20 protein-coding genes are annotated in these 18134 nt (G+C 71.5%); 10 read left to right on the plus strand and 10 right to left on the minus strand.

Going from position 1 to position 18134, the window contains the following annotated elements:
* Positions 1–194 precede the first annotated feature (194 nt).
* Positions 195–1154, plus strand: coding sequence for a winged helix-turn-helix transcriptional regulator (locus ACIA5D_RS18650; protein WP_396031681.1), 960 nt, complete (start codon positions 195–197; stop codon positions 1152–1154).
* A 12-nt stretch (positions 1155–1166) separates the two neighbouring features.
* Here the strand turns inward: ACIA5D_RS18650 and ACIA5D_RS18655 are convergent, their stop codons facing one another.
* From ACIA5D_RS18655 to ACIA5D_RS18675, 5 genes are all read right to left on the minus strand, one after another.
* Positions 1167–2225, minus strand: coding sequence for a glycoside hydrolase family 5 protein (locus tag ACIA5D_RS18655; protein WP_396031205.1), 1059 nt, complete (start codon positions 2223–2225; stop codon positions 1167–1169).
* A gap of 136 nt (positions 2226–2361) precedes the next feature.
* Positions 2362–3477 carry an alanine racemase gene (locus tag ACIA5D_RS18660; RefSeq protein WP_396031206.1) on the minus strand — a complete coding sequence of 372 codons (1116 nt, stop codon included), beginning with the start codon at positions 3475–3477 and terminating at the stop codon, positions 2362–2364.
* Positions 3467–4945, minus strand: a complete 1479-nt coding sequence (locus ACIA5D_RS18665) for an IucA/IucC family protein (RefSeq protein WP_396031207.1) — start codon at positions 4943–4945, stop codon at positions 3467–3469. The genes ACIA5D_RS18660 and ACIA5D_RS18665 overlap by 11 nt, the downstream gene beginning before the upstream one ends.
* Positions 4942–6603, minus strand: a complete 1662-nt coding sequence (locus tag ACIA5D_RS18670; protein ID WP_396031208.1) for an IucA/IucC family protein — start codon at positions 6601–6603, stop codon at positions 4942–4944. Before ACIA5D_RS18670 ends, ACIA5D_RS18665 begins: the two co-directional genes overlap by 4 nt.
* A gap of 277 nt (positions 6604–6880) precedes the next feature.
* A complete protein-coding gene (locus tag ACIA5D_RS18675; protein ID WP_396031209.1) occupies positions 6881–7333 on the minus strand; it encodes a winged helix-turn-helix transcriptional regulator in 453 nt (150 codons plus the stop codon).
* Between the two features lie 91 nt (positions 7334–7424).
* Between ACIA5D_RS18675 and ACIA5D_RS18680 the strand changes: the two genes are divergently transcribed.
* The 7 genes from ACIA5D_RS18680 to ACIA5D_RS18710 all read left to right on the plus strand — a co-directional run bounded on the left by ACIA5D_RS18680 (position 7425) and on the right by ACIA5D_RS18710 (position 13223).
* Positions 7425–7808: a TIGR03618 family F420-dependent PPOX class oxidoreductase gene (locus ACIA5D_RS18680; protein ID WP_396031210.1), complete on the plus strand. Its 384-nt coding sequence runs from the start codon at positions 7425–7427 to the stop codon at positions 7806–7808.
* A 276-nt stretch (positions 7809–8084) separates the two neighbouring features.
* Positions 8085–9689, plus strand: a complete 1605-nt coding sequence (locus ACIA5D_RS18685; RefSeq protein ID WP_396031211.1) for an ABC-F family ATP-binding cassette domain-containing protein — start codon at positions 8085–8087, stop codon at positions 9687–9689.
* A gap of 4 nt (positions 9690–9693) precedes the next feature.
* Complete coding sequence (locus tag ACIA5D_RS18690; RefSeq protein ID WP_396031212.1) at positions 9694–10635, plus strand: tyrosine-type recombinase/integrase; 942 nt, start codon at positions 9694–9696, stop codon at positions 10633–10635.
* Between the two features lie 54 nt (positions 10636–10689).
* On the plus strand, positions 10690–11526 hold the full coding sequence (locus ACIA5D_RS18695; protein WP_396031213.1) for an undecaprenyl-diphosphate phosphatase: 837 nt from the start codon (positions 10690–10692) through the stop codon (positions 11524–11526).
* Positions 11523–12440: a DUF3626 domain-containing protein gene (locus tag ACIA5D_RS18700; protein ID WP_396031214.1), complete on the plus strand. Its 918-nt coding sequence runs from the start codon at positions 11523–11525 to the stop codon at positions 12438–12440. The genes ACIA5D_RS18695 and ACIA5D_RS18700 overlap by 4 nt, the downstream gene beginning before the upstream one ends.
* On the plus strand, positions 12434–12931 hold the full coding sequence (locus tag ACIA5D_RS18705) for a GNAT family N-acetyltransferase (protein WP_396031215.1): 498 nt from the start codon (positions 12434–12436) through the stop codon (positions 12929–12931). Before ACIA5D_RS18700 ends, ACIA5D_RS18705 begins: the two co-directional genes overlap by 7 nt.
* 4 nt (positions 12932–12935) lie before the next feature.
* Positions 12936–13223 carry a DUF4326 domain-containing protein gene (locus ACIA5D_RS18710; RefSeq protein ID WP_396031216.1) on the plus strand — a complete coding sequence of 96 codons (288 nt, stop codon included), beginning with the start codon at positions 12936–12938 and terminating at the stop codon, positions 13221–13223.
* On the opposite strand, the gene ACIA5D_RS18715 is transcribed toward ACIA5D_RS18710, so the two are convergent.
* Positions 13220–13717, minus strand: a complete 498-nt coding sequence (locus tag ACIA5D_RS18715) for an NUDIX hydrolase (protein WP_396031217.1) — start codon at positions 13715–13717, stop codon at positions 13220–13222. The genes ACIA5D_RS18710 and ACIA5D_RS18715 overlap by 4 nt on opposite strands.
* A 29-nt stretch (positions 13718–13746) precedes the next feature.
* Between ACIA5D_RS18715 and ACIA5D_RS18720 the strand changes: the two genes are divergently transcribed.
* Both ACIA5D_RS18720 and ACIA5D_RS18725 read left to right on the plus strand, forming a co-directional pair.
* Positions 13747–14154: a MarR family winged helix-turn-helix transcriptional regulator gene (locus ACIA5D_RS18720; protein WP_396031218.1), complete on the plus strand. Its 408-nt coding sequence runs from the start codon at positions 13747–13749 to the stop codon at positions 14152–14154.
* Positions 14155–14174: 20 nt separating this feature from the next.
* A complete protein-coding gene (locus tag ACIA5D_RS18725) occupies positions 14175–14558 on the plus strand; it encodes a hypothetical protein (protein WP_396031219.1) in 384 nt (127 codons plus the stop codon).
* Between the two features lie 50 nt (positions 14559–14608).
* On the opposite strand, the gene ACIA5D_RS18730 is transcribed toward ACIA5D_RS18725, so the two are convergent.
* The 4 genes from ACIA5D_RS18730 to ACIA5D_RS18745 all read right to left on the minus strand — a co-directional run bounded on the left by ACIA5D_RS18730 (position 14609) and on the right by ACIA5D_RS18745 (position 18082).
* Positions 14609–14932: a hypothetical protein gene (locus tag ACIA5D_RS18730; protein WP_396031220.1), complete on the minus strand. Its 324-nt coding sequence runs from the start codon at positions 14930–14932 to the stop codon at positions 14609–14611.
* A gap of 123 nt (positions 14933–15055) precedes the next feature.
* Positions 15056–15463: a hypothetical protein gene (locus ACIA5D_RS18735; RefSeq protein ID WP_396031221.1), complete on the minus strand. Its 408-nt coding sequence runs from the start codon at positions 15461–15463 to the stop codon at positions 15056–15058.
* An 874-nt stretch (positions 15464–16337) separates the two neighbouring features.
* A complete protein-coding gene (locus ACIA5D_RS18740; RefSeq protein ID WP_396031222.1) occupies positions 16338–16694 on the minus strand; it encodes a GntR family transcriptional regulator in 357 nt (118 codons plus the stop codon).
* On the minus strand, positions 16694–18082 hold the full coding sequence (locus tag ACIA5D_RS18745) for an MFS transporter (protein WP_396031223.1): 1389 nt from the start codon (positions 18080–18082) through the stop codon (positions 16694–16696). The genes ACIA5D_RS18740 and ACIA5D_RS18745 overlap by 1 nt, the downstream gene beginning before the upstream one ends.
* Positions 18083–18134: the final 52 nt, after the last annotated feature.

Genomic DNA, 18134 nt, shown 5'->3' on the forward strand with positions numbered 1-18134 from the left:
GTTTTTTCTCCCCCCCCCCGCGCGCCGGTGGGGGTTTTGTCGCCCACCCCCCCGGTTGTTTCGGTGGTTGTGTGGGGGGGGGGCCGGGGGGGGGGGGGGGGCCCCCCCCCCCCACCCCGAAACCAAGACCCCCATCGCGTACGGTCGGAGCAGAGGCGCCTGAAGCCGTTGTGAACGGGGGGTTCTCCGTGCAGATGCGTTACCACAGCGCGGTGGAGGTGACCGTCGGCCTGATCGGCGGCAAGGGGCGGGCGGCGGTCCTCGCCCACCTGCACCACGGCGTCCGGCACGACGCGGAACTGCGCCGCCGGATGCCGGACGTGGGCGAGCTGACGCTGGTTCAGCTGCTGCGCGAGCTCGAGGTGGAGGGCCTCGTCCAGCGGCGGGAACTGCCCGGGCACGAGGTGGAGTTCGCTCTGACCGAGGAGGGCCGGAGCCTGGCGCCCGTGCTGCAGGCGCTGCACGACTGGGGTCTCGCGCGGGCGCGACGGCACGACGTGGTCGTCGACGAGCCGGGCCGGGCCGACACGCGCCGGCTGGCGGCGGCCTCGCTCGCGCGGGGCGACGCCACCGGGTGGTTCGAGAAGCTCTACGCCGAGGCGGGGGACGGCCGTGCCGAGATCCCGTGGGACCGGCCGGAGCCGAGCGCGAACCTGCTCTCGGCCGGCCTGCCCGAGGGCGAGGGGCGGCGCGCGCTCGTGGTGGGGTGCGGGCCCGGCCGCGACGCCGAGCACGTCGCCCGGCTCGGCTATGCGACCACCGCGTTCGACATCTCCGAGACCGCGATCCGTTCGGCCCGCGAGCGGCACCCCGACTCCGCCGTCGACTACCAGGTCGCCGACCTGCTGGCGCCGCCGGCGCGGTGGCGGCACGCCTTCGACCTGGTCGTGGAGAGCAACAACGTCCAGGCCCTGCCCCGCGACCTGCGGGAGCGGGCGACCGGCAGCGTGACCGGCTTCGTCGCGCCCGGTGGCACGCTGCTGGTGCTGGCCGCTGCAGCGCAGGAGGCGTCCGGCGACGGTCCGCCGTGGCCGCTGACCCGCGCGGAGGTGGAGGCCTTCGCCCGCGACGGGTTGCGCGCCGAGAGCGTCGAGGAGCTCGAGTCCCCCGACGACCCCCTGGTGGTCCGCTGGCGCGCGACGTTCCGCCGCTAGGCCCTCGGGGTGTCAGAGGCCCCAGCCGTATCTGATCCGGCCGGCGCCGCTGCTGTTGCGGACGGTCAGTGTCTGGTTGGTTCCGCTGCCGGACCGCGAGTACATGGAGTACGGGTCCCAGGTCTTCCCGGACGCGATCTTGCCGCCGATGGCCGGCCAGTAGACGCCGCCAATGCCGAGGGCGCGCTGGCGTTCGGTGACGGCGCGGAGGTACCGGACGAAGTTGTCGGTGCTGCTCGCGTTGTTGTAGTTCAGGCCGTTGTCCATCTGGGCGCCGTATTCGGTCAGGACCGCCCGCGAGGCGCAGGCGCCGAGGCGGGTGTTGAAGTCGCTGAGCCACTGGTCGTAGGTTTTCGTGCCGTAGAAGAACGCGTAGTAGTGGTAGGACAACAGGGTGCCGCTGAAGCGGCTGTCGTTGCAGAGGTCCCGCAGGTCCTGGCTGTAGCCGGTGCCGCCGATGAGAATCCGGCCCCGGGGGACCGACGCGTGGGCGCTGATCCACGAGGCGGCGAAGTTGCGCCAGTCGGCCGAGCTGTAGCCGTGGGGCTCGTTCATCGGCTCGAAGTAGACCTGGCCGTTGGCGCCGTAGGCGGAGACCACCGTGTTCCACATCGCGGTGAAGGCGCTCGTACTGGTGATCTTTCCGCCGGAGGCCGCGCCGTCCTCCCAGTAGGCGAGGATGACCTTGAAGCCACGGGCGGTCGCGGCGTCGATCGTGCCGCGGTAGGCGTTCCACCAGCTGGTGCCGGCGTCCTGGGTGTTGATCGGCAGCCGGACGGTGTTGACTCCCAAGGCGGCCATGCCGTTGTAGATCGCGCTGGCCTTGGCCTGGACGGTGCTGTAGTTGTCGGAGCTGCTCAGCCCTTCGAGGACGTGGGTGCCGGTGGTGAAGTTGTCGCCCACGCGGGCCCAGTTCATGCCTTTGAACTGGTTGGTGGCCGCGGCAGCCGGTGCCGCGCCGCTGACGGCGGCGACCGGAACCAGCATCACCGCGGCCAGGATCCCGGTAAGGACATGACGGCCGGATCGCCGACGGGACGTCGATGGCTCGTCGTGTCGAGTGTTGTTCATGTCTCGTCCTTCCGCATGGGGCCGGTGTCGGCGGCCGCGATACCCAGCACCACTTTGGTAATCCAAGGTGAACGGTCACGCGATCTTTCGAACCGATCCAGCCACAAACAGACATGGACGAACATGTCCGAAGCTTTCAGACGATGATGAACGACGGCGGGTCGTGGCGTAGGAACTCGTGGTGGGAGATGTCCCAGCCGTAGGCGCCGGCCCGCCCGAAGACCAGGATGTCGCCGGCCCGCAGCGACTCCACGTGCTGGCCGCGGGTGAGGACGTCGCGCGGGGTGCACAGCTCGCCCACGGCGTCGACGAGGCAGTCCGTCACGGACGGACGCGGGTAGGGGTGCGGCCACGTGTCGACCGGGACCACGGTGAACGGGTGGCTGTATCCCCAGGCGGCGGGCAGCCGGAAGTGGTGGGTGCCGCCGCGCAGGACGGCGAACGTACGCCCATGGGTGGTCTTGATGTCGAGAACGGTGGCCGCGTAGACGCCGGCGTCGGCCGCCAGGAAGCGGCCCGGCTCGAAGACCAGGTCGATGCCCGGCGGCACGATCACGTCGCGCAGAGGCGACAGATCCATCGAGGTGGTGTTCAGGTAGTCGACGCCGAGGCCGCCGCCCACGTTGACCACGCGCAGGGAGAAGCCGAGCTCGCGCGCGGTCTGCACCGACCAGTCGAGGCTGTCGCGGACGAAGGCCGCGTGCGCGACGCCGTCCACGTTGTTCGACACGGCATGCAGGTGGAAGCCGATCACGTCGACGCCCGGCACCTGCATCGCCAGGGCGAGCTGCGACTCCTCGATCCCGAAGGGCGTCGGCGTCCCGGTCATCGTGTGGCTGCCCTGAAGGCCGCCGCCGGGCCGGTTGACCCGCAGGCACACCGACGGCGGCGCCGGCGCGAGAGACGCCAGCCGGCGCAGCTCGTGCACGCTCTCCACGTTGATCAGCGCCCCGGCCGCCACCGCCGCGGCCAGCTCGGCGTCCGTCTTGCCCGGGCCACCGAACACGATGCGCTTCGCGCCGGCGGCGACGGCCAGGGACAGCTCGCCGCCGGACGCCACCTCGAGCCCGTCGCAGACCGATGCCAGCGCGGCGATGACTGCCGGATTTCCGTTGGCCTTCACCGCGTACAGAAAAGAAGCCGAACCCGGCAACGCCTGCCGGACCATCGCGGCCCGTGCGCGCAGCGCCGCGGTGTCGTAGACGTAGGCGCACGACGGCGCGGGCAGCGCGCGCAGGATCTCATCGTGCATGCAGTGGGTTCCGCACCGGGATGTAGACGTCGCCCGCGCCCTCCAGGCGCATCCGGACCAGGGCCTTGTGCGGCACGAGCGGCGCCGTGAAGGCGGCGTGGTCGTCGCCGGAGCAGCAGCTGTCGAGCACGTCGCGGACGATGCGCCAGGCCCGGTCCTCGTCGATGTCGAGCCGCAGGATGATCTCGCCGAGGTGGGCCTGGAAGAGCGTGTAGCCGATCTTCGCGCGGAACACGCCGAGGTCGTCGGTGCCGACCACCGAGCCCGGCCACAGGGCGATGTCGTGCCCGGCCCCGGCCAGGCGGGGCCGGTGCAGGCGCAGGCCGGCGAAGTCGCGCAGGGCGAGGCGGTGGGGGCGGCCGCCGACGAAGGTGGGCAGGCAGTTCTGCAGGTGCGCCTCCAGCGCGACGCCCTGGGCGGTGAGGCGCATCAGCGGCGGGAGCAGCAGTTCCGCGTATTCCCGCAGCCAGGTCTCGGGATCGCCGGTGACCAGCTCGCCGAGCAGGAACGGCAGCGCGCCGCCCGGGACGACCCGCTCGCCCTCGCGCAGGCGGCCGGCCAGGCCGTCGCGGCGGATGGCCGACAGGTCGCGCCCCGAGCCGATCGGCACCGCCGCGCCAGAGGTCTCTGCCAGCAGCAGAATCCTTTGGTCCGCCACGAGGCGGTGCAGCAGGGTGGACACAGCCGGGCCGTTGCGGGTGCTGGCGACGCTGATGCTGCGTCTGGTGGAGGTGACCTGAATGTCGAGCGAGACCTTGAGATATTCGCCGAGCGACGGCACGAGCAGCGTGCGCAGGGCCGCGGTCGGCACGGCGTCGAGCTCCTCGTCGAGGATCCTCAGCGAGCCGTCGCGCAGCAGGTCGCCGTAACGGGCGGGCAGCACCGAGTCGCGCTGCCAGACGTGCACGGGCTGCACCCGGTAACCCGCCGGGGCGTCGATCTCGGGGAACACGTCGTCGCCGAGGTGCAGCTCGTCGCGGACGGCCACGAAGCCGAGCCGGGTCGACGGCGCCTCGAGGTCGTGGGCGAGCACGTCGCTGGTGTCCCAGCCGAGCCGGGTGCGTCCGCACGGGTGCAGGTTGTGGCCGGCGACCGCGAGCCGTTCGAGCCCGATCGCCTGCCAGTCGGGCCCGTCGCCGATGGGCGCGGCCGGGCGGACCATCGCGATCGCCAGGTTGATGACCGCGTTGCGCAGCTCGGCCGCGAAGCCGGGCGCGTCGATCCCGTCGATCAGCTCGACCGGGTCGCCGACGCCCGAGGCCGGGTATTCCACCCGGTTGAAGGCGTGCAGCGGCCCCGGGCCCATGTCGCGGATGCCCTCGCGGGTCAGTGCCCCGCGTAGCCGCCGGCCGACCGTGTCCGCGGCCTCGGGCAGCGCCGCGACGAAGTCGTCCACCAGCTCCGGGGCGTGCACGGCCAGGGCGGCCTCGGTGTGCGCCAGGCGTTCCAGGGAGAGACTGCGTGTCATTGTGCCGCCAGGGGGTTGTCCAGATAGGCCCAGATGTCGTCGAGCGGGTCGGCGGCGAGCCGCATCGCGGTGGTCGCCTTGACCGGCAGCGGCTCGCGCAGCAGGTGCGGCACGTCCGCGGTGCCGGTCTCGCGCAGCGCCGCCGCCACGATGCCCCACAGCCGCTGCGGGTCGGCGCCGTGCCGGCTCAGCGCCGCGATGATCTCCGCGGCGACGGTGCCGAGCGCGGCCGCCGCGAGCTTGGTGCGCAGCACCTGGGGGTCGTCGGTGGGCAGGTCGCCGCGCAGTCGCGGCGCCTCGAAGCCGGCTTTTTCGAGGCGGCGCGCGCTCACCCGCACCCCGCCGAGATCCCGGTAGACGATCCGCACCGGCCGGTGGCCGCGCAGCACCACGAGCGTGTTCTGCCCGTGGGCCTCCAACGCGATGCCGCGGTCGAGCACGCGTGCCAGCGGCGCGAACAGCACCTTGCCCAGCAAGACCATCATCTCGTACGGGTCGGGCACCGTCGCCAGCGGTTCGCTCGCCCCGTACAGCGCCAGCGGGACGATCGTCTCGCCGTCCGCCAGGCGCGGCGCCTGCCGCACCAGGTGGGCCAGGTGGCGCTGGGGCACGCCGTCCACCAGTACGGCGCCGGCGGCGATCTCCTCGAGCACGTCGATGGGCAGGTCGTTCGTGACCATCTTCAGCAGCCGCGACAGCACCGGCCCGTTCGCGACCGCCGCCGGCGAGACGGTGCGCACCGCCGAGGTCATCTGCACGTCGACCGCGGTCTTGACGTGCGGCCCGCCGCCGGCCATCGCCACGGTGCGCAACGACATCAAGGGCAGGGCCGGCCCGGTCTCCCCGTCGTCGGCCAGCCACGGGTAGCGGTCCCTCATCCGCGCCGCCTGCCAGGGGTGGGCGAGCAGAACGGGTTCGGCCGTGCCGTGCCACCGCTCGGCCGGCACCCGCAGGCGGCGCAGCCGGATCGTGGGGGAGTGCTCGGGCGCGTACGCGAGCACGTCGGCGACGCTCATGCCGCCGCGGGTGCGGCAGCAGGGGTGCAGCGGATGTCCGTCCGTGATGGACTGTTCGGCGATGGCCAGCCCGTCCGGCTCGCCGGCCTCCGGCAACGGCCGCTCCCGACGCCCTGCCCGCGCGAGTGCCATGTTGGCGACGCTGTTGTCGACCTCGGCCGCGAGGTCGCTGCCCGGCCAGAGGATCCGCACGAGCGTGCCCGGGTCGCTGACGAAGGCGCCCGGCGACAGCTCACCCACCCAGGCGTCGCTGTCCTGCCAGCCCTGCGCCGGTCGAGGGCCGGTCTCGGCGCCCCAGCCCGATGCGCTCAGCCCCGCCCACTCGTCCTCGGGCGCCGTCTCGGCCCGCACGGTCGCGGTCAGCCCTTCCTCGGCGCGGGCGAACGCCGTCGCGGCCCGCTGCGAATATCGCACTGTCACCCCGGGGAAGGACACCTCGCCGTGCCGGCGGTCGCTCAGCCCCGGCAGCGGCTCGCGGGCGAGCGCCCCCAGCAGCCGCGCCAGCACGGCCGCCCGCGCTCCCGCGAGCGCGGCGTCGTAGCGTTCGACCAGCTCGGGGCTTAGTTTGGTGAGCTCTTCGCGCGTCTGCGCGGCATCAGCGGTGTGCCGGATCGGCGGGGCGCTGTGCGGGGGTTGCGGCACGCCGCCCATTGTGCGCCCCGGGGTGTGCGCTTCTCGCCCCACCCATGCCCGCACGTGAGCGACGACGCAGTAACCCATCCATCATCCTAGGACGCTGTACGGGGTGTGCGCCGGGCCGCTGTCGGCGCACACCCCAAAACCAGAAAGGAATCAACGACATGCCGCCCTTTCGTTCTCGGTCGACGACCGATGGCCGGGTGGGGGCTCAGGGGCGCGCGGCGGCTCAGGGGCGCGCGGCGGCTCCGAGGCGGGTGGGGGCTCAGGGGCGGGTGGGGGCTCAGGGGCGGGCGCCGGGGCCGGGGAGCAGGTCGATGTCGCCGGCGTGCATGGGGGCGTTGCAGTGGGCGCAGCGCAGGTCGACGTGGCTGATCTCGCCGCAGGCGTGGTGGCGGTAGAGGACGGGTGGGCCGTCCTCGCCGGCCTGCCAGCGGTCGCCCCAGGCGACCATGACCATCAGCAGGTCCACGAGCTCGGCGCCCTTCTCGGTGAGGACGTACTCGTGGCGGGGGCGGCGGTCGTAGGGGCGGCGCTCGAGGACGCCGTGGTCGACGAGGTGGTTCAGGCGCTCGGTGAGGACCTTGCGGGAGATGCCGAGGTCGGCCTGGATCTGTTCGAAGCGGGTGAAGCCGGCGAAGACGTCCCGCAGGATCAGCGGGGACCAGGACTCGCCCAGCACGTCGAGGGTCCGGGCGATCGAGCAGGCCATGTCGCCGAAGTCGGTGCGTTGCATGGTCCCACTCTAGCGATTGGGGTTCCCTCAGGGAACTGTGATCTGGTACGGTCGCGAAGTCTCTTGAGGGAACTCAGTAGGGGAGAAGGACATGCTGGATCCGGAAGTTCGCCGCGTCCTCGACGGCACGCCGCTCGCGCACCTGGCCACTGTGCAGCCCGACGGAGCGCCGCACACCGTGCCGTTGTGGGTGGCGACGCGCGGCGAGCAGATCGTGTTCCTCACCGGCCCGCACGCCCGCAAGGTGCGCAATCTGCGCCACGATCCGCGGGTGGCGCTGTCGATCGCTCCGGCGGACAGCCCGTGGCGCCCCGTCGTCGTGCGCGGGCACGTCACGGCCTGGCTGGACGGCGACGAGGGCTGGGCGGTCGTCGACGAGATGGCGCGGAAGTACACCGGCAACGCGTATCCGAGGGACGAGGAGCGGATCGTCGCGGTGATCGAGCCGGATCGGCAGACCGTCGGCATCGGCTGACCCATCCATCCTAGGACGCTCTACACGTGGTGTGCCAGCTCACCGGCGCACCACAAGGTCAACCCCAAAAGCAAGAAGGAATCAACGACATCCCCTGGCTTGGTTCGTGCCGAGCGCCACGGCCGAATCCGGTTGCGACGGGCCGACGGTGGGGGCAGGGTGGAGGCCGGACCTGATTCCTAGGCAGCGGGGAGTGACTGTCTCCATGTGAGAGCCGGCTGACAAGCACGACGTCCGGGCGCGGTGCTCCGGGCGTACCCATGTCGGTTGTTGCCCTTGGAGATTCCCTTGCTGAAAGTTGTTTCCCTTGCCGCCGCCCACGACGGCGATCTGCTTTTCGAGGGTTTCGATCTGGTCCTCGGCGACGGTGACCGGATCGGTGTGGTCGGTCCGAACGGCGCCGGCAAGACGACCCTGTTGCGGCTGCTCGCGGGCGAGCTGCGCCCGGCGCACGGTTCGGTGACCTATGGTCCGGGGACGCGGGTCGGCTATGTCCCTCAGCAGATGCCGGATCCGGACGGCACGGTCGGCGAGTTCCTGGTCGGCGGGCTCGGTGAGTTGGCCGGGGTGACCGCGCGGTTGCGTGAGCTGGAGCGGGAGCTTGCGGCGGGCGGCGATGTGCTGGCCGAGTTCGGCGTGGTGCAGGAGCGGTGGACGGCGCTGGAGGGCTGGACGGCGGAGACGCGTCTGGCGGAGATCCGGCAGCGGCTCGGCATCGCGGATCTGCCGGATGATCTGGCGTTGCGTTCGGTGAGCGGTGGTGAGCAGGCGCGGTTGTTGCTGGCGCGGGCGTTGCTGGCTGCGCCGGATGTGATGGTGCTGGATGAGCCGACGAATCATCTGGATGCCGAGGGGGCGGCGTGGCTGCAGGAGTGGCTGCGTGCGTTCCCGGGTGGCGTGGTGGTGGTGAGTCATGACCGGGCGTTTCTGGATGCCGTGGTGTCGCGGATCGTGGAGTTGGACGGGATTCACGATGAGCCGCAGGACTTTCCGGGTGGGGGTTTCACGGCGTATCGGGTGGAGAAGCAGCGGCGGTGGGAGAAGTTGCTGCTGGAGTTCGAGGCGCAGGAGAAGGACCGCCGGCGGTGGGAGGCGGATATCGAGCGGACGAAGCAGCAGTCGCTGGGTGTCGAGCTGACGTCGGGGATGGGTGCGGCGGCGCCGCATCTGAAGCGGGTGGCGCGGTTGGTGGCGCGTAAGGCGAAGGTGCGGGAGCGGCGGTTGCGGCGGCGGATGGAGTCGACGCGGTGGATCGCGCGGCCTCGTACGCGGCCGCCGTTGACGTTGGCTTTTCCGGTTGACGATCAGGAGGCGGGGGAGGTGGTGCTGAAGGTCCGGGAGCTGACGGTGGCCTTCGGCGACAAAACCCTGCTGGATGCGGTCGATGTTGATGTGCGGCGGGGTGACCGGATTCTGGTGACGGGCCGGAACGGGGCGGGGAAGACGACGTTGATGCGGGCTCTGGCGGCGGCCGGGGGCGATGAGGTGGCGGTGTTGCCGCAGACGTCGGATGAGCTGCGTTCGGACGCGACGGTGATGGAGTTCTTCCGGTCGCGGGTTCCGGTGTATGTGGATGATGCCGAGCGTCTCCTGCAAGCGCATCAGTTCGGGACGGATCAGTGGGATGTGCGGACGCGGAGCTTGTCGGCGGGGGAGTTGCGGCGGCTTGTGCTGGCGGTGTTGGTGAACAGTCCGGCGCGGGTGCTGGTGCTGGATGAGCCGACGAATTTTCTGGATTTCGATGCGCTGGAGGTGGTGGAGGAGGCGTTGCGGCGTTTCCGGGGGACGCTGCTGACGGTTTCGCATGATCGGTATTTCGCGGCGGCGGTCGGGTATTCGCGGCGCTGGCATGTCGCGGGTGGTGGTGTGGCCGAGAGCTGAGACGATGGGCGCCATGCAGGTGGTGCCTCGGTCCGATGGCGGCGTGGTTGCGGAGATTCGGGCGGCTGAGCAGGTCACGGAGGCGTGGCTGGCGAATCGGCGGTTGTCGGAGCACACGCGGGCGGCTTATCGGCGTGATGTGTCGGGGTGGCTGTCGTGGTGCTCGCGGTCGGGGATTGAGCCGTTGCGTGCGTCGTTTCTCGAGGTCAACGCGTATGCGCGGGGTCTGGAGGCGCGGGAGCTGGCCGCCGCTACGGTCGCGCGTAAGTTGTCGGGCTTGTCAAGTTGGTACGACTTTCTTGTGAAAATTCGGGCTGTTGACGCCAACCCGGTGGGTGGCGCGGATCGCCCGTACGTGTCGCGGGATCATTCGGCGACGGTGGGTCTCGCGCCGCGGGAGGTCGATGCGCTGCTGGCGGCGGCCGGCCGGGCCGGTCCGCGGCATCGGGCCGTGGTGACCTTGCTGGCGGATCTGGGTCTGCGGGTGGGGGAGTTGGTCGGTCTGGATCTGGGCGATGTGGGCTGGGAGCGCGGGCATCGGACGGTCCGGTTTGTCGGTAAGGGTGGGCGGGCGCGGCGGCGGGCGCTGACCGATGGCGCGGCGGCGGCTCTCGACGACTACTTGGTGTTGCGGGGTCACGATGACGGTCCGTTGTTCGTGACGTCGACGGGCGCCCGGATCGATCGGCACGGCGTGTTCCGGTTGATCCGCCGGTTGGCGCGGGAGGCGGGCATTCCGGCCGCGGATCGGCTGTCGCCGCACTCGCTGCGGCACGCGTTCGCGACCGCGGCCCGGGACGAGGGCGTTCCGTTGGAGGATGTGCAGGACGCGATGGGTCACGCGGATCCGCGTACCACGCGCCGCTACGACCGTGACCGGCACAATCTGGATCGTGACCCGGCGTACACGCTGGCGGCGGCGCGTGCCCGCCGCGCCGGGGCGTGACACGTCCCCCTATGCTCATCCGCGGTCAGCGGTTCGGGACAAAGGCGGTCGGGTGTGAACATCTTCGAGGCGGTGCTGCTGGGTGCGGTGGAGGGGGTCACCGAGTTCCTGCCGATTTCGAGTACCGGTCACCTGACGATCATCGAGAAGCTTCTCGGGTACGAGATCGACTCGCCCGACATCACGGCGTTCACCGCGATCATCCAGTCGGGGGCGGTGTTCGCGACGGTGATCTTCCTGCGGAAGGACATCGCGCGGATCGTCCCGGCGTGGTTCAGGGGTTTGTTCAGCAAGGACGCGCGGAAGAACCCGGATTGGCGGTTCGGCTGGGCGGTGATCCTGGGTTCGATCCCGATCGGGATCGTGGGGCTGGCGTTCCAGGACACGATCGAGACGACGCTGCGGAGCCTGTGGTTCGTGGCCGGCTCGCTGGTGCTGTGGTCGGGGGTGATGGCGTTCGCGGATCACGCGGCGACGCAGGTGCGCCACGAGGACGACACGACCTGGAAAGACACGCTGATCATGGGGTTCGCGCAGTGCCTGGCCCTGATCCCGGGGGTGTCGCGGTCGGGCGCGACGATGTCGGCGGGTCTGCTGCGTGACTTCGACCGGGTGACGGTGACGAAGTTGTCGTTCTTCCTGTCGATTCCGGCGCTGCTCGGGGCGACGGTGTTGCAGGTGCACGACGAGGCGGGCAACATCTCCGCGGGGGTCGGCTGGCTGAACACGGCGATCGCGACGCTCGTGAGCTTCGTGGTGGCGCTCGGGGCGGTGTCATGGCTGCTGAGGTACATCGCGAAGCACTCGTACAGCATCTTCATCGCGTACCGGGTGGTGGTGGGGCTGCTGCTGATCGTGCTGCTGGCTACGGACACGATCGCGGCGAAGTGACTGTCCCGGCCCGGGCTCTGGATCATGTGCGGGCGCTGTTTCCGGCGCCCGGGCCGGCGGGTCTGTCGGGGCTTTTCGAGCGGGCGCCGATCACGGTGAGTTTCCACCCGGATCGGGTCGCGGCGTCGGGGCGGACGGTGGCGGAGTCGCTGGCGGCCGAGGGGGTGTACCGGTCGCAGTTCGAGACGGGGATCTCCAACGGTGGGCTTGGCGGTCCGCGGGTGTCGTGGGAGGAGCAGATGTTCCCGGGGGTGTATGCGGGGCCGCTCGGGCGTCCGGTCTACGGCGGGTTGAATCTGGCGGGGTATCCGGACGGGGCGTCGCCGCGGTTCGGCAGTTGTCATCTGGTGTTGCGGTCCGCGGTCGCCGAGCGGGCCACGTTCAGTCACGGGGACAGCGTGACGTCACCGACGGTGGTGGGGACGGCGGCGACGTTCGGTGCGGTGTGGGCCGCGTTGCTCGACGAGGTGGCCACGACCGGGTGGGCGCTGGGGCTGGCCGCCGATTCGCCCGATTCGTGGGTCTCGTTGGTGGGTGCGCCGCGTTCGGTGGCCGGGCGTGCTCTCGACAGCTATGTGGAAGCCCAGATCCACGGGGGACTCGCCCTGAGCGATGACGTCGCGGCCGTCGTTGCCGATCCTTCCTTTCGCGGTACGCCGTACGAGCGGCACCTCGCGTCGCTGACGGGGACCGTGACCTGGTCGCCGGGTTTCACCCTGCGCCCGGCGGAGTTTCCCGCGGATCTGCGCGGGCCGGAGGTACCGCCGCTGGCCGCCGAGATCGCCGGCCGGTACGGCGTCACCGAGCTCGACGCCGCGGTGATCGGGCGGGCCGCTCGCGAGCCCGGCGCCCCGCTTCAGCTGATCAAGTACCTGTGGCACATCCTGGTCCTGCTCGGCAGGCCGGCATGCTGACCGCGCGGCTCGAGTTGCGCCGGCCGACGGAGGCGGACGCCGACGCGATTCTGCGCATCCACAGCGATCCCCTCGCATGCGAGCACAACCCCTCCGACATGATCACGGTCCGGTCGGAGGCGGTGGACCGGTGCCGCCGCTGGCGGGCGCACTGGGAGCGGCACGGCTTCGGCTACTGGGTGCTGCGGCGGCGCGGCTCGGAGCGGGTGATCGGGTTCTGCGGGCTGAAGCTGGTGCGGTTGCACGACGCGCCGGCGCTCAATCTGTTCTATCGGCTCGACCCGGTCGCGTGGGGTGCGGGGCTGGCGTCCGAGGCCGCCATCGCCGTGGTCGCGGCCGCGCCGCCGGGTCTGCCGGTGATCGCACGGGTGCGGCCCGGCAACGTCGCCTCCGGGCGGGTCGCGTTGCGGGCCGGGCTGCACCGGGCCGAACATCTGGACACCGAGGGCGAGGACGGGCCCGACTGGATTTTCACCACGGCTACCCTGTGAGCTCATGGCGTTCCGTCGTGTGCAGATGAGCCGGCAGCATCCGTGGCGGGCCGATCACCCCGACGCGATCCGGGTGGACAGGTCCACGCGCTGGGGGAATCCGTTCAGCATCAAGGAGTACGGGTCCCGGGCGGCGGCGGTCGACGCGTACCGGGAGGCATTCGAGGCGGGGACGCTCGCGGTGACCGTCGAGGAGATCCGGGAGAACCTGGCCGGGCATGATCTGGCGTGCTGGTGCCCGCTCGACGGGCCTTGCCACGCCGACATCCTGCTGCGGGTGGCGAACACCTAGAGGGCGCGCGGGTCGGACAGGCCGGGGTGGGTGCCGGCGCCCGGGGGCGCGAACCAGCCGCCGGTTGCCGACAGGCGCAGTTTGGCCCATTCGTCGAGCTGCGGCAGCTCGCCGGCGGTGAACCAGCCCACCTCCAGGGATTCGTCGCCGTCCGGGCGGGCCTGGCCGCCGACGGGCCGGCAGCGGAACCACACGTGCAGGTATTCGCAGTGGTCGCCGTTCGGGTACGTCACCGGGTGGGTGGCGACGCCGCCGAGGCTCTCGATCGCGACGTGGACGCCGGTCTCCTCGTAGACCTCCCGCACGACCGCGTCGGAGGGCTGCTCACCCGGGTCGATCATCCCGGCCGGGAGCGACCATCTGCCGTTGTCGCCGCGCCGCACCAGCAGGAGGCGCTGCTCGTCGTCGTACACGATCGCGCTGGCCCCCGGCAGCAGGAGCAGGTCGTGACCGATGTGCGCGCGGAGCTTGCCGACGTAATCCGGTACCGTCATGACCGTACGATATCGTAGAATCCGAAATCGTGATATCGGCCCTGCTCGCCCTCCAGCGCACCACCCACCTCACCCTGCACGCGCTGACCGCCCGCCTCACCGACCTGCGCCTGACCCCCGCCGAGATCAACGCCCTCGGCGTCCTGGCCGACGGCCGCGAGCGCACCGTCTCCGAGCTCGCCGCCGACGCCGGCAGCCGCCCCACCACCCTGACCAGCGTCCTCGACCGCCTCGAAGGCCGCGGCCTGCTCGTTCGCGGCCCGCGCCCCGGCAACCGGCGGGTCGTCGTGCTGACCCTCACCCCCGCCGGGGAGGCCACCGCGTCCCGCATCCAGCAAGCGATGACCGATTTCGAGTACGGGGCGCTGGCCGCCCTTCCCGACGAGGCCGTTGCCGCCTTCCACACCGTGCTGGCCGCCTTGGCGGACGCCACCTGAATCGTTCTCCTGGAGGCGACATGACCACCTTCGAACGGCTTCTCACCGCCGTCGGCTCGCCGCTGAACCACCGCGCCCACGTGCACGTCACCTGGCTCGCCGTCCGCGCGGCCGGCATGCCCGCCGCGATCACCCTGGTCAGCGACGGCCTGCGCCGCACCGCCCGCTACGCCGGCGCCCCGCAGAAATACCACGCCACCGTGAGCCGGGCGTGGGTGGAGCTGGTCGCCCACCACGTCGCCGAGAACCCGGCGGCCGACTTCGGGTCGTTCGCCGCCGGCAACCCGGCGCTGCTCGACAAGCGGTTGCTCACCCGCTTCTACCGGCCGGCCACCCTCGCTGCCCCCGCCGCCCGCACCGGGTGGGTCGAGCCGGACCTCGCCCCCTTTCCCTGGCTGGCGTAGGGCCCGCACACCGAGCGAGCCCCCAATGTGCGGCGAACCCTGCCGCCGGGCTACGACATGAATGCCGCGCTGCCGCCGTCCCCCGCCAGCTCCGGGAACCAGGCGGGCGCCTGTGGCGCGGCCGTTGTCTCGATCCGCAGCATGGTCCGCTCGCCCAGCCCTGGAGGCAGCGCGTCCGGCGCGAACCAGCCCACCTCCAGCGATTCCTCACCGTCGGGACGGGCCTGCCCACCGACCGCCCGGCACCGGAACCACACCACGAGATACTGGCAGCGATCCCCGTTCGGATAGACCGCCTCGTGGTTGTCGACCCCGCCGATGCGCTCCACCTCGGCCCGAACCGTGACCGCATCGACCACCGCCGGGAAACGCACGCGGCTGCTCCAGGCGCAGCCGCTCCAGCCTCAGGTGGGCCATGACCTCAGCCAGCGGCGTTCCGCACGTCACCGTTGTCACGCAACGTCCCGGCGGGCGCCTCCGCGAGCGGCAGAGTCAGGTCAGCTGCCGCTCGCGGAGGCCAAAACGATGATGAGAACGACCAGCGCGACGGGAATCCCCACGCCGATCCAGCTCATCGGGCGCTGCAACAGCCGCGGGCCGGGGTCCATCGGCTGGCGACTGGGCGCGTAAGGGTGTGGCTGCGGCGGTGTGAGCCGAGCGACCTTGCCGCGGCGAATGAGATTCATGATGACCGTGATGGGGGTGATGATCATCGAGGCGTAGCCGTACCAGCCCTGCACCAGCGTGCGTGCGGTCATGTGCCGGAAGACCCCGAGCCCGCAGTCGCGGCAGAACGGCCCCGGGGTGCTGAGGAACTGCATCAGCACCAGCATCCCCCGATGCCCCCGGAAGGTGGTGTCGACAGCCGGCACGCTCCCGCAGAGCCGGCAAGCCGTGAACTCCATCTGTGCGCCTGGCGCGGCAACGCCGCCGCCAGGTCCGAACGCCGCCCCGTGGGCAGGCACGCCGAAGCCGGGCGCCCCCTGGACGGGCACGCCGAAGCCAGGTGCCCCCTGGACGGGCACGCCGAAGCCAGGTGACCCGTGGGCAGGCACGCCGTAGCCGGGTGCGCCGTGGACAGGTGCTCCCGGGGCAGGCACGCCGTAGGCCGGTGCGCCGCGGACAGGTGCTCCCGGGGCAGGCACGCCGTAGGCCGGTGCGCCGCGGACGGCTGCGCCGTGGGCAGGTACGCCGTAGCTGGGCGCTCCGTCGCCGGGATAGCCGGCGGGCGCCCCCGGGCCCGAGGCGCCGCCGTGCGGTGCCGGCGGGTACCCGGTCTGCGCGGCGGGATGACCCGGGGCGGCGGCCGGATAGGAGGGTTGCGCGCCGGGATGGCCCTGGGCTGAGGAGTGGCCGGTCGGGGCTCCGTAGGTGGGGCTTGCCGGTGTTCCGTAGGCGGGGGCGGACGGCGGGTGGTTGCCCCAGCCGGGCGGTGGGCCGTATGCGGGTGGCGCGCCGGGATCGCGGGGGTCCGGCGGGTAGTGGGGCTGGGACATATGAGGGCACCTCGGGGGTGGGGAACGGTCAGAGCCGCGTCAGGTTACTGGGTGATCGCGGTGCGCGCTGCCCCGTTGGGGCAGGTGCCGACAAGTGCATCGTGGCGAAGTCGCGGTGGCCGGGACATGAACGTCCGCCGATGTGATGGCTGGCCCCGACGGTGGGCGAGCCGGTTGCGCCGTCGCGCCGGATGAGTAGGGCGGGTGGGCTGGCCGGTTGCTCCGTCGCGGTGGGAGCGGGGCGGCACGGGAGCAAGCGCGGGCAAGGCCAGGCGGGGCGGGGTCAGAGGGACAGGGCGGCTCTCACCAGGGCCAGTGCCTGCTCGGGTGGGAGGCCCAACGCTCGGGTGGTGGCCGCGTAGGACTCGGCTGCCTGCTGGGCCTGGACCGAGGTGCCTGAGGCGCGGGCGGTGATGACGGTGCCGAGACGGCCGCGGGTCTCTACCAGGCCGGCGGACTCGAGCTCGCGGTAGGCGCGGGCGACCGTGTTGGCGGCGAGGTTGAGGGTGGCGGCCAGGGTGCGGACGGGCGGGAGTCTGGTGCCGGCGGCCAGGGTGCCGTCGGCGGCCAGTGCGGCTATGCGCTGGCGGACCTGGTCGTAGGGCGCGACGGGGGAGGCGGGGTCGATGTGGATGTCCATCAGAGCAGTCTGGGGGGTGTGTTGCCGGCGGCCTGGATGGCGCGGCGGATCGGGACCAGGGCCAGCAGGATTCCACCCACCAGGAAGAACACGACCAGGGAGATGATGCCTACGCGGTAGCTGTTGGTGAGCTGGAAGACGATGCCGAACAGCAGGGGGCCGAGCCAGCTGGTGCCCTTGTCGCTGATCTCGTAGAAGCCGTAGTACTCGCCCTCGCGGCCGCGGGGTATCAGCTGGGAGAACAGGGATCTGCTCAGGGCCTGGCTGCCGCCCAGGACCAGGCCGATGGCCACGCCCAGCAGCATGAAGGGCAGCGGCTCGCCGGCGGGGAGCCAGTAGGCGGCGATGACGACGCCCAGCCACAGGGCCAGGCTGAACAGCACCGTCTTGCGGGCGCCGATGCGGGCGGCCATGGCGCCCAGCAGCAGGGCGCCGCCGAAGGCGAGGAACTGGACCAGCAGGATCGTGATGATCAGGGTGGACTGTTCCAGGTCGAGTTCCTCGGTGCCGTACTGGCTGGCCAGGGCGATCACGGTCTGGATGCCGTCGTTGTAGATCAGGTAGGCGAGCAGGAAGAACAGGGTCAGCGGGTAGGCGCGGATGCCTTTGATGGTGTGGCCCAGTTGGCGGAAGCCGTCGAGCAGGATGTTGCCGCGGGCGGTGGAGGCCTCGGCGCCGGGGTGTTCGCGGAGCCAGGCAAGGGGGATCAGGGTGAACAGGGCCCACCAGACGCCGGCGGAGACGATGCACCAGCGGGCGATGTCGAGGGTGCGCTGGTCATTGCCGTCGATGGACAGGATGGTGACGGCCACCAGGTTGAACGCGAGCAGCAGGCCGCCGCCGAGGTAGCCGAGGGCCCAGCCGCGCGATGACACCTTGTCGCGTTCGTCGGGGCCGGCCAGCTGGGGCAGGAAGCTGTTGTAGACGACGATCGACGCGCCGCCGGAGATGTTGGCGATCAGGAACAGCAGGCCGCCGAGCAGGTAGCGGTCGCCGGTGACGAAGGCGAAGCTCACGGTGGCGGCGGACGCGATGAACGCGGTGACGGCCAGCAGCACCTTCTTGCGGGGGGCGCGGTCGGCGACGGCGCCCATGACCGGCAGGACGAAGACGGTGAGGAAGACCGACAGCGAGACGACGTACGGGAAGAAGGAGCCCGCGGCGACGGAGATGCCGAGCGGGTGCACGCGCCCGGCGCAGTCGTCGACGTCGGTGCTGAGCTGGCAGCCGGCGGCGACCTTGGTGACGCTGGTGAGGAACGGTCCGAGGAAGACGGTCAGGACCGTGGTGGAGAAAGCCGAGTTCGCCCAGTCGTAGAAGTACCAGCCGGTGCGTTCCCGGCGGCCGGCCGCGGGGACGTCGGTGGGGGTTCCGGTGGTTGCGGCCATCGTGGCGGCTCCTGCTCGTCGATCCGGTGCGCGGACACTATGCCATCCGCAA

It is taken from the genome of Actinoplanes sp. NPDC051513 (assembly GCF_044454685.1).
In the GTDB taxonomy this organism is placed as follows: Bacteria; Actinomycetota; Actinomycetes; order Mycobacteriales; family Micromonosporaceae; genus Actinoplanes.

Excerpts from the sequence above, each read along its gene's own strand:
- ACIA5D_RS18705 (WP_396031215.1), top strand. The coding sequence starts at position 12,434 with ATGCTGACCGCGCGGCTCGAGTTGCGCCGGCCGACGGAGGCGGACGCC.
- ACIA5D_RS18735 (WP_396031221.1), bottom strand. The coding sequence starts at position 15,463 with ATGGAGTTCACGGCTTGCCGGCTCTGCGGGAGCGTGCCGGCTGTCGAC.
- ACIA5D_RS18745 (WP_396031223.1), bottom strand. The coding sequence starts at position 18,082 with ATGGCCGCAACCACCGGAACCCCCACCGACGTCCCCGCGGCCGGCCGC.
- ACIA5D_RS18660 (WP_396031206.1), bottom strand. The coding sequence starts at position 3,477 with ATGCACGATGAGATCCTGCGCGCGCTGCCCGCGCCGTCGTGCGCCTAC.
- ACIA5D_RS18725 (WP_396031219.1), top strand. The coding sequence starts at position 14,175 with ATGACCACCTTCGAACGGCTTCTCACCGCCGTCGGCTCGCCGCTGAAC.
- ACIA5D_RS18715 (WP_396031217.1), bottom strand. The coding sequence starts at position 13,717 with ATGACGGTACCGGATTACGTCGGCAAGCTCCGCGCGCACATCGGTCAC.
- ACIA5D_RS18680 (WP_396031210.1), top strand. The coding sequence starts at position 7,425 with ATGCTGGATCCGGAAGTTCGCCGCGTCCTCGACGGCACGCCGCTCGCG.
- ACIA5D_RS18740 (WP_396031222.1), bottom strand. The coding sequence starts at position 16,694 with ATGGACATCCACATCGACCCCGCCTCCCCCGTCGCGCCCTACGACCAG.
- ACIA5D_RS18710 (WP_396031216.1), top strand. The coding sequence starts at position 12,936 with ATGGCGTTCCGTCGTGTGCAGATGAGCCGGCAGCATCCGTGGCGGGCC.
- ACIA5D_RS18675 (WP_396031209.1), bottom strand. The coding sequence starts at position 7,333 with ATGCAACGCACCGACTTCGGCGACATGGCCTGCTCGATCGCCCGGACC.
- ACIA5D_RS18650 (WP_396031681.1), top strand. The coding sequence starts at position 195 with ATGCGTTACCACAGCGCGGTGGAGGTGACCGTCGGCCTGATCGGCGGC.
- ACIA5D_RS18665 (WP_396031207.1), bottom strand. The coding sequence starts at position 4,945 with ATGACACGCAGTCTCTCCCTGGAACGCCTGGCGCACACCGAGGCCGCC.
- ACIA5D_RS18690 (WP_396031212.1), top strand. The coding sequence starts at position 9,694 with ATGGGCGCCATGCAGGTGGTGCCTCGGTCCGATGGCGGCGTGGTTGCG.
- ACIA5D_RS18655 (WP_396031205.1), bottom strand. The coding sequence starts at position 2,225 with ATGAACAACACTCGACACGACGAGCCATCGACGTCCCGTCGGCGATCC.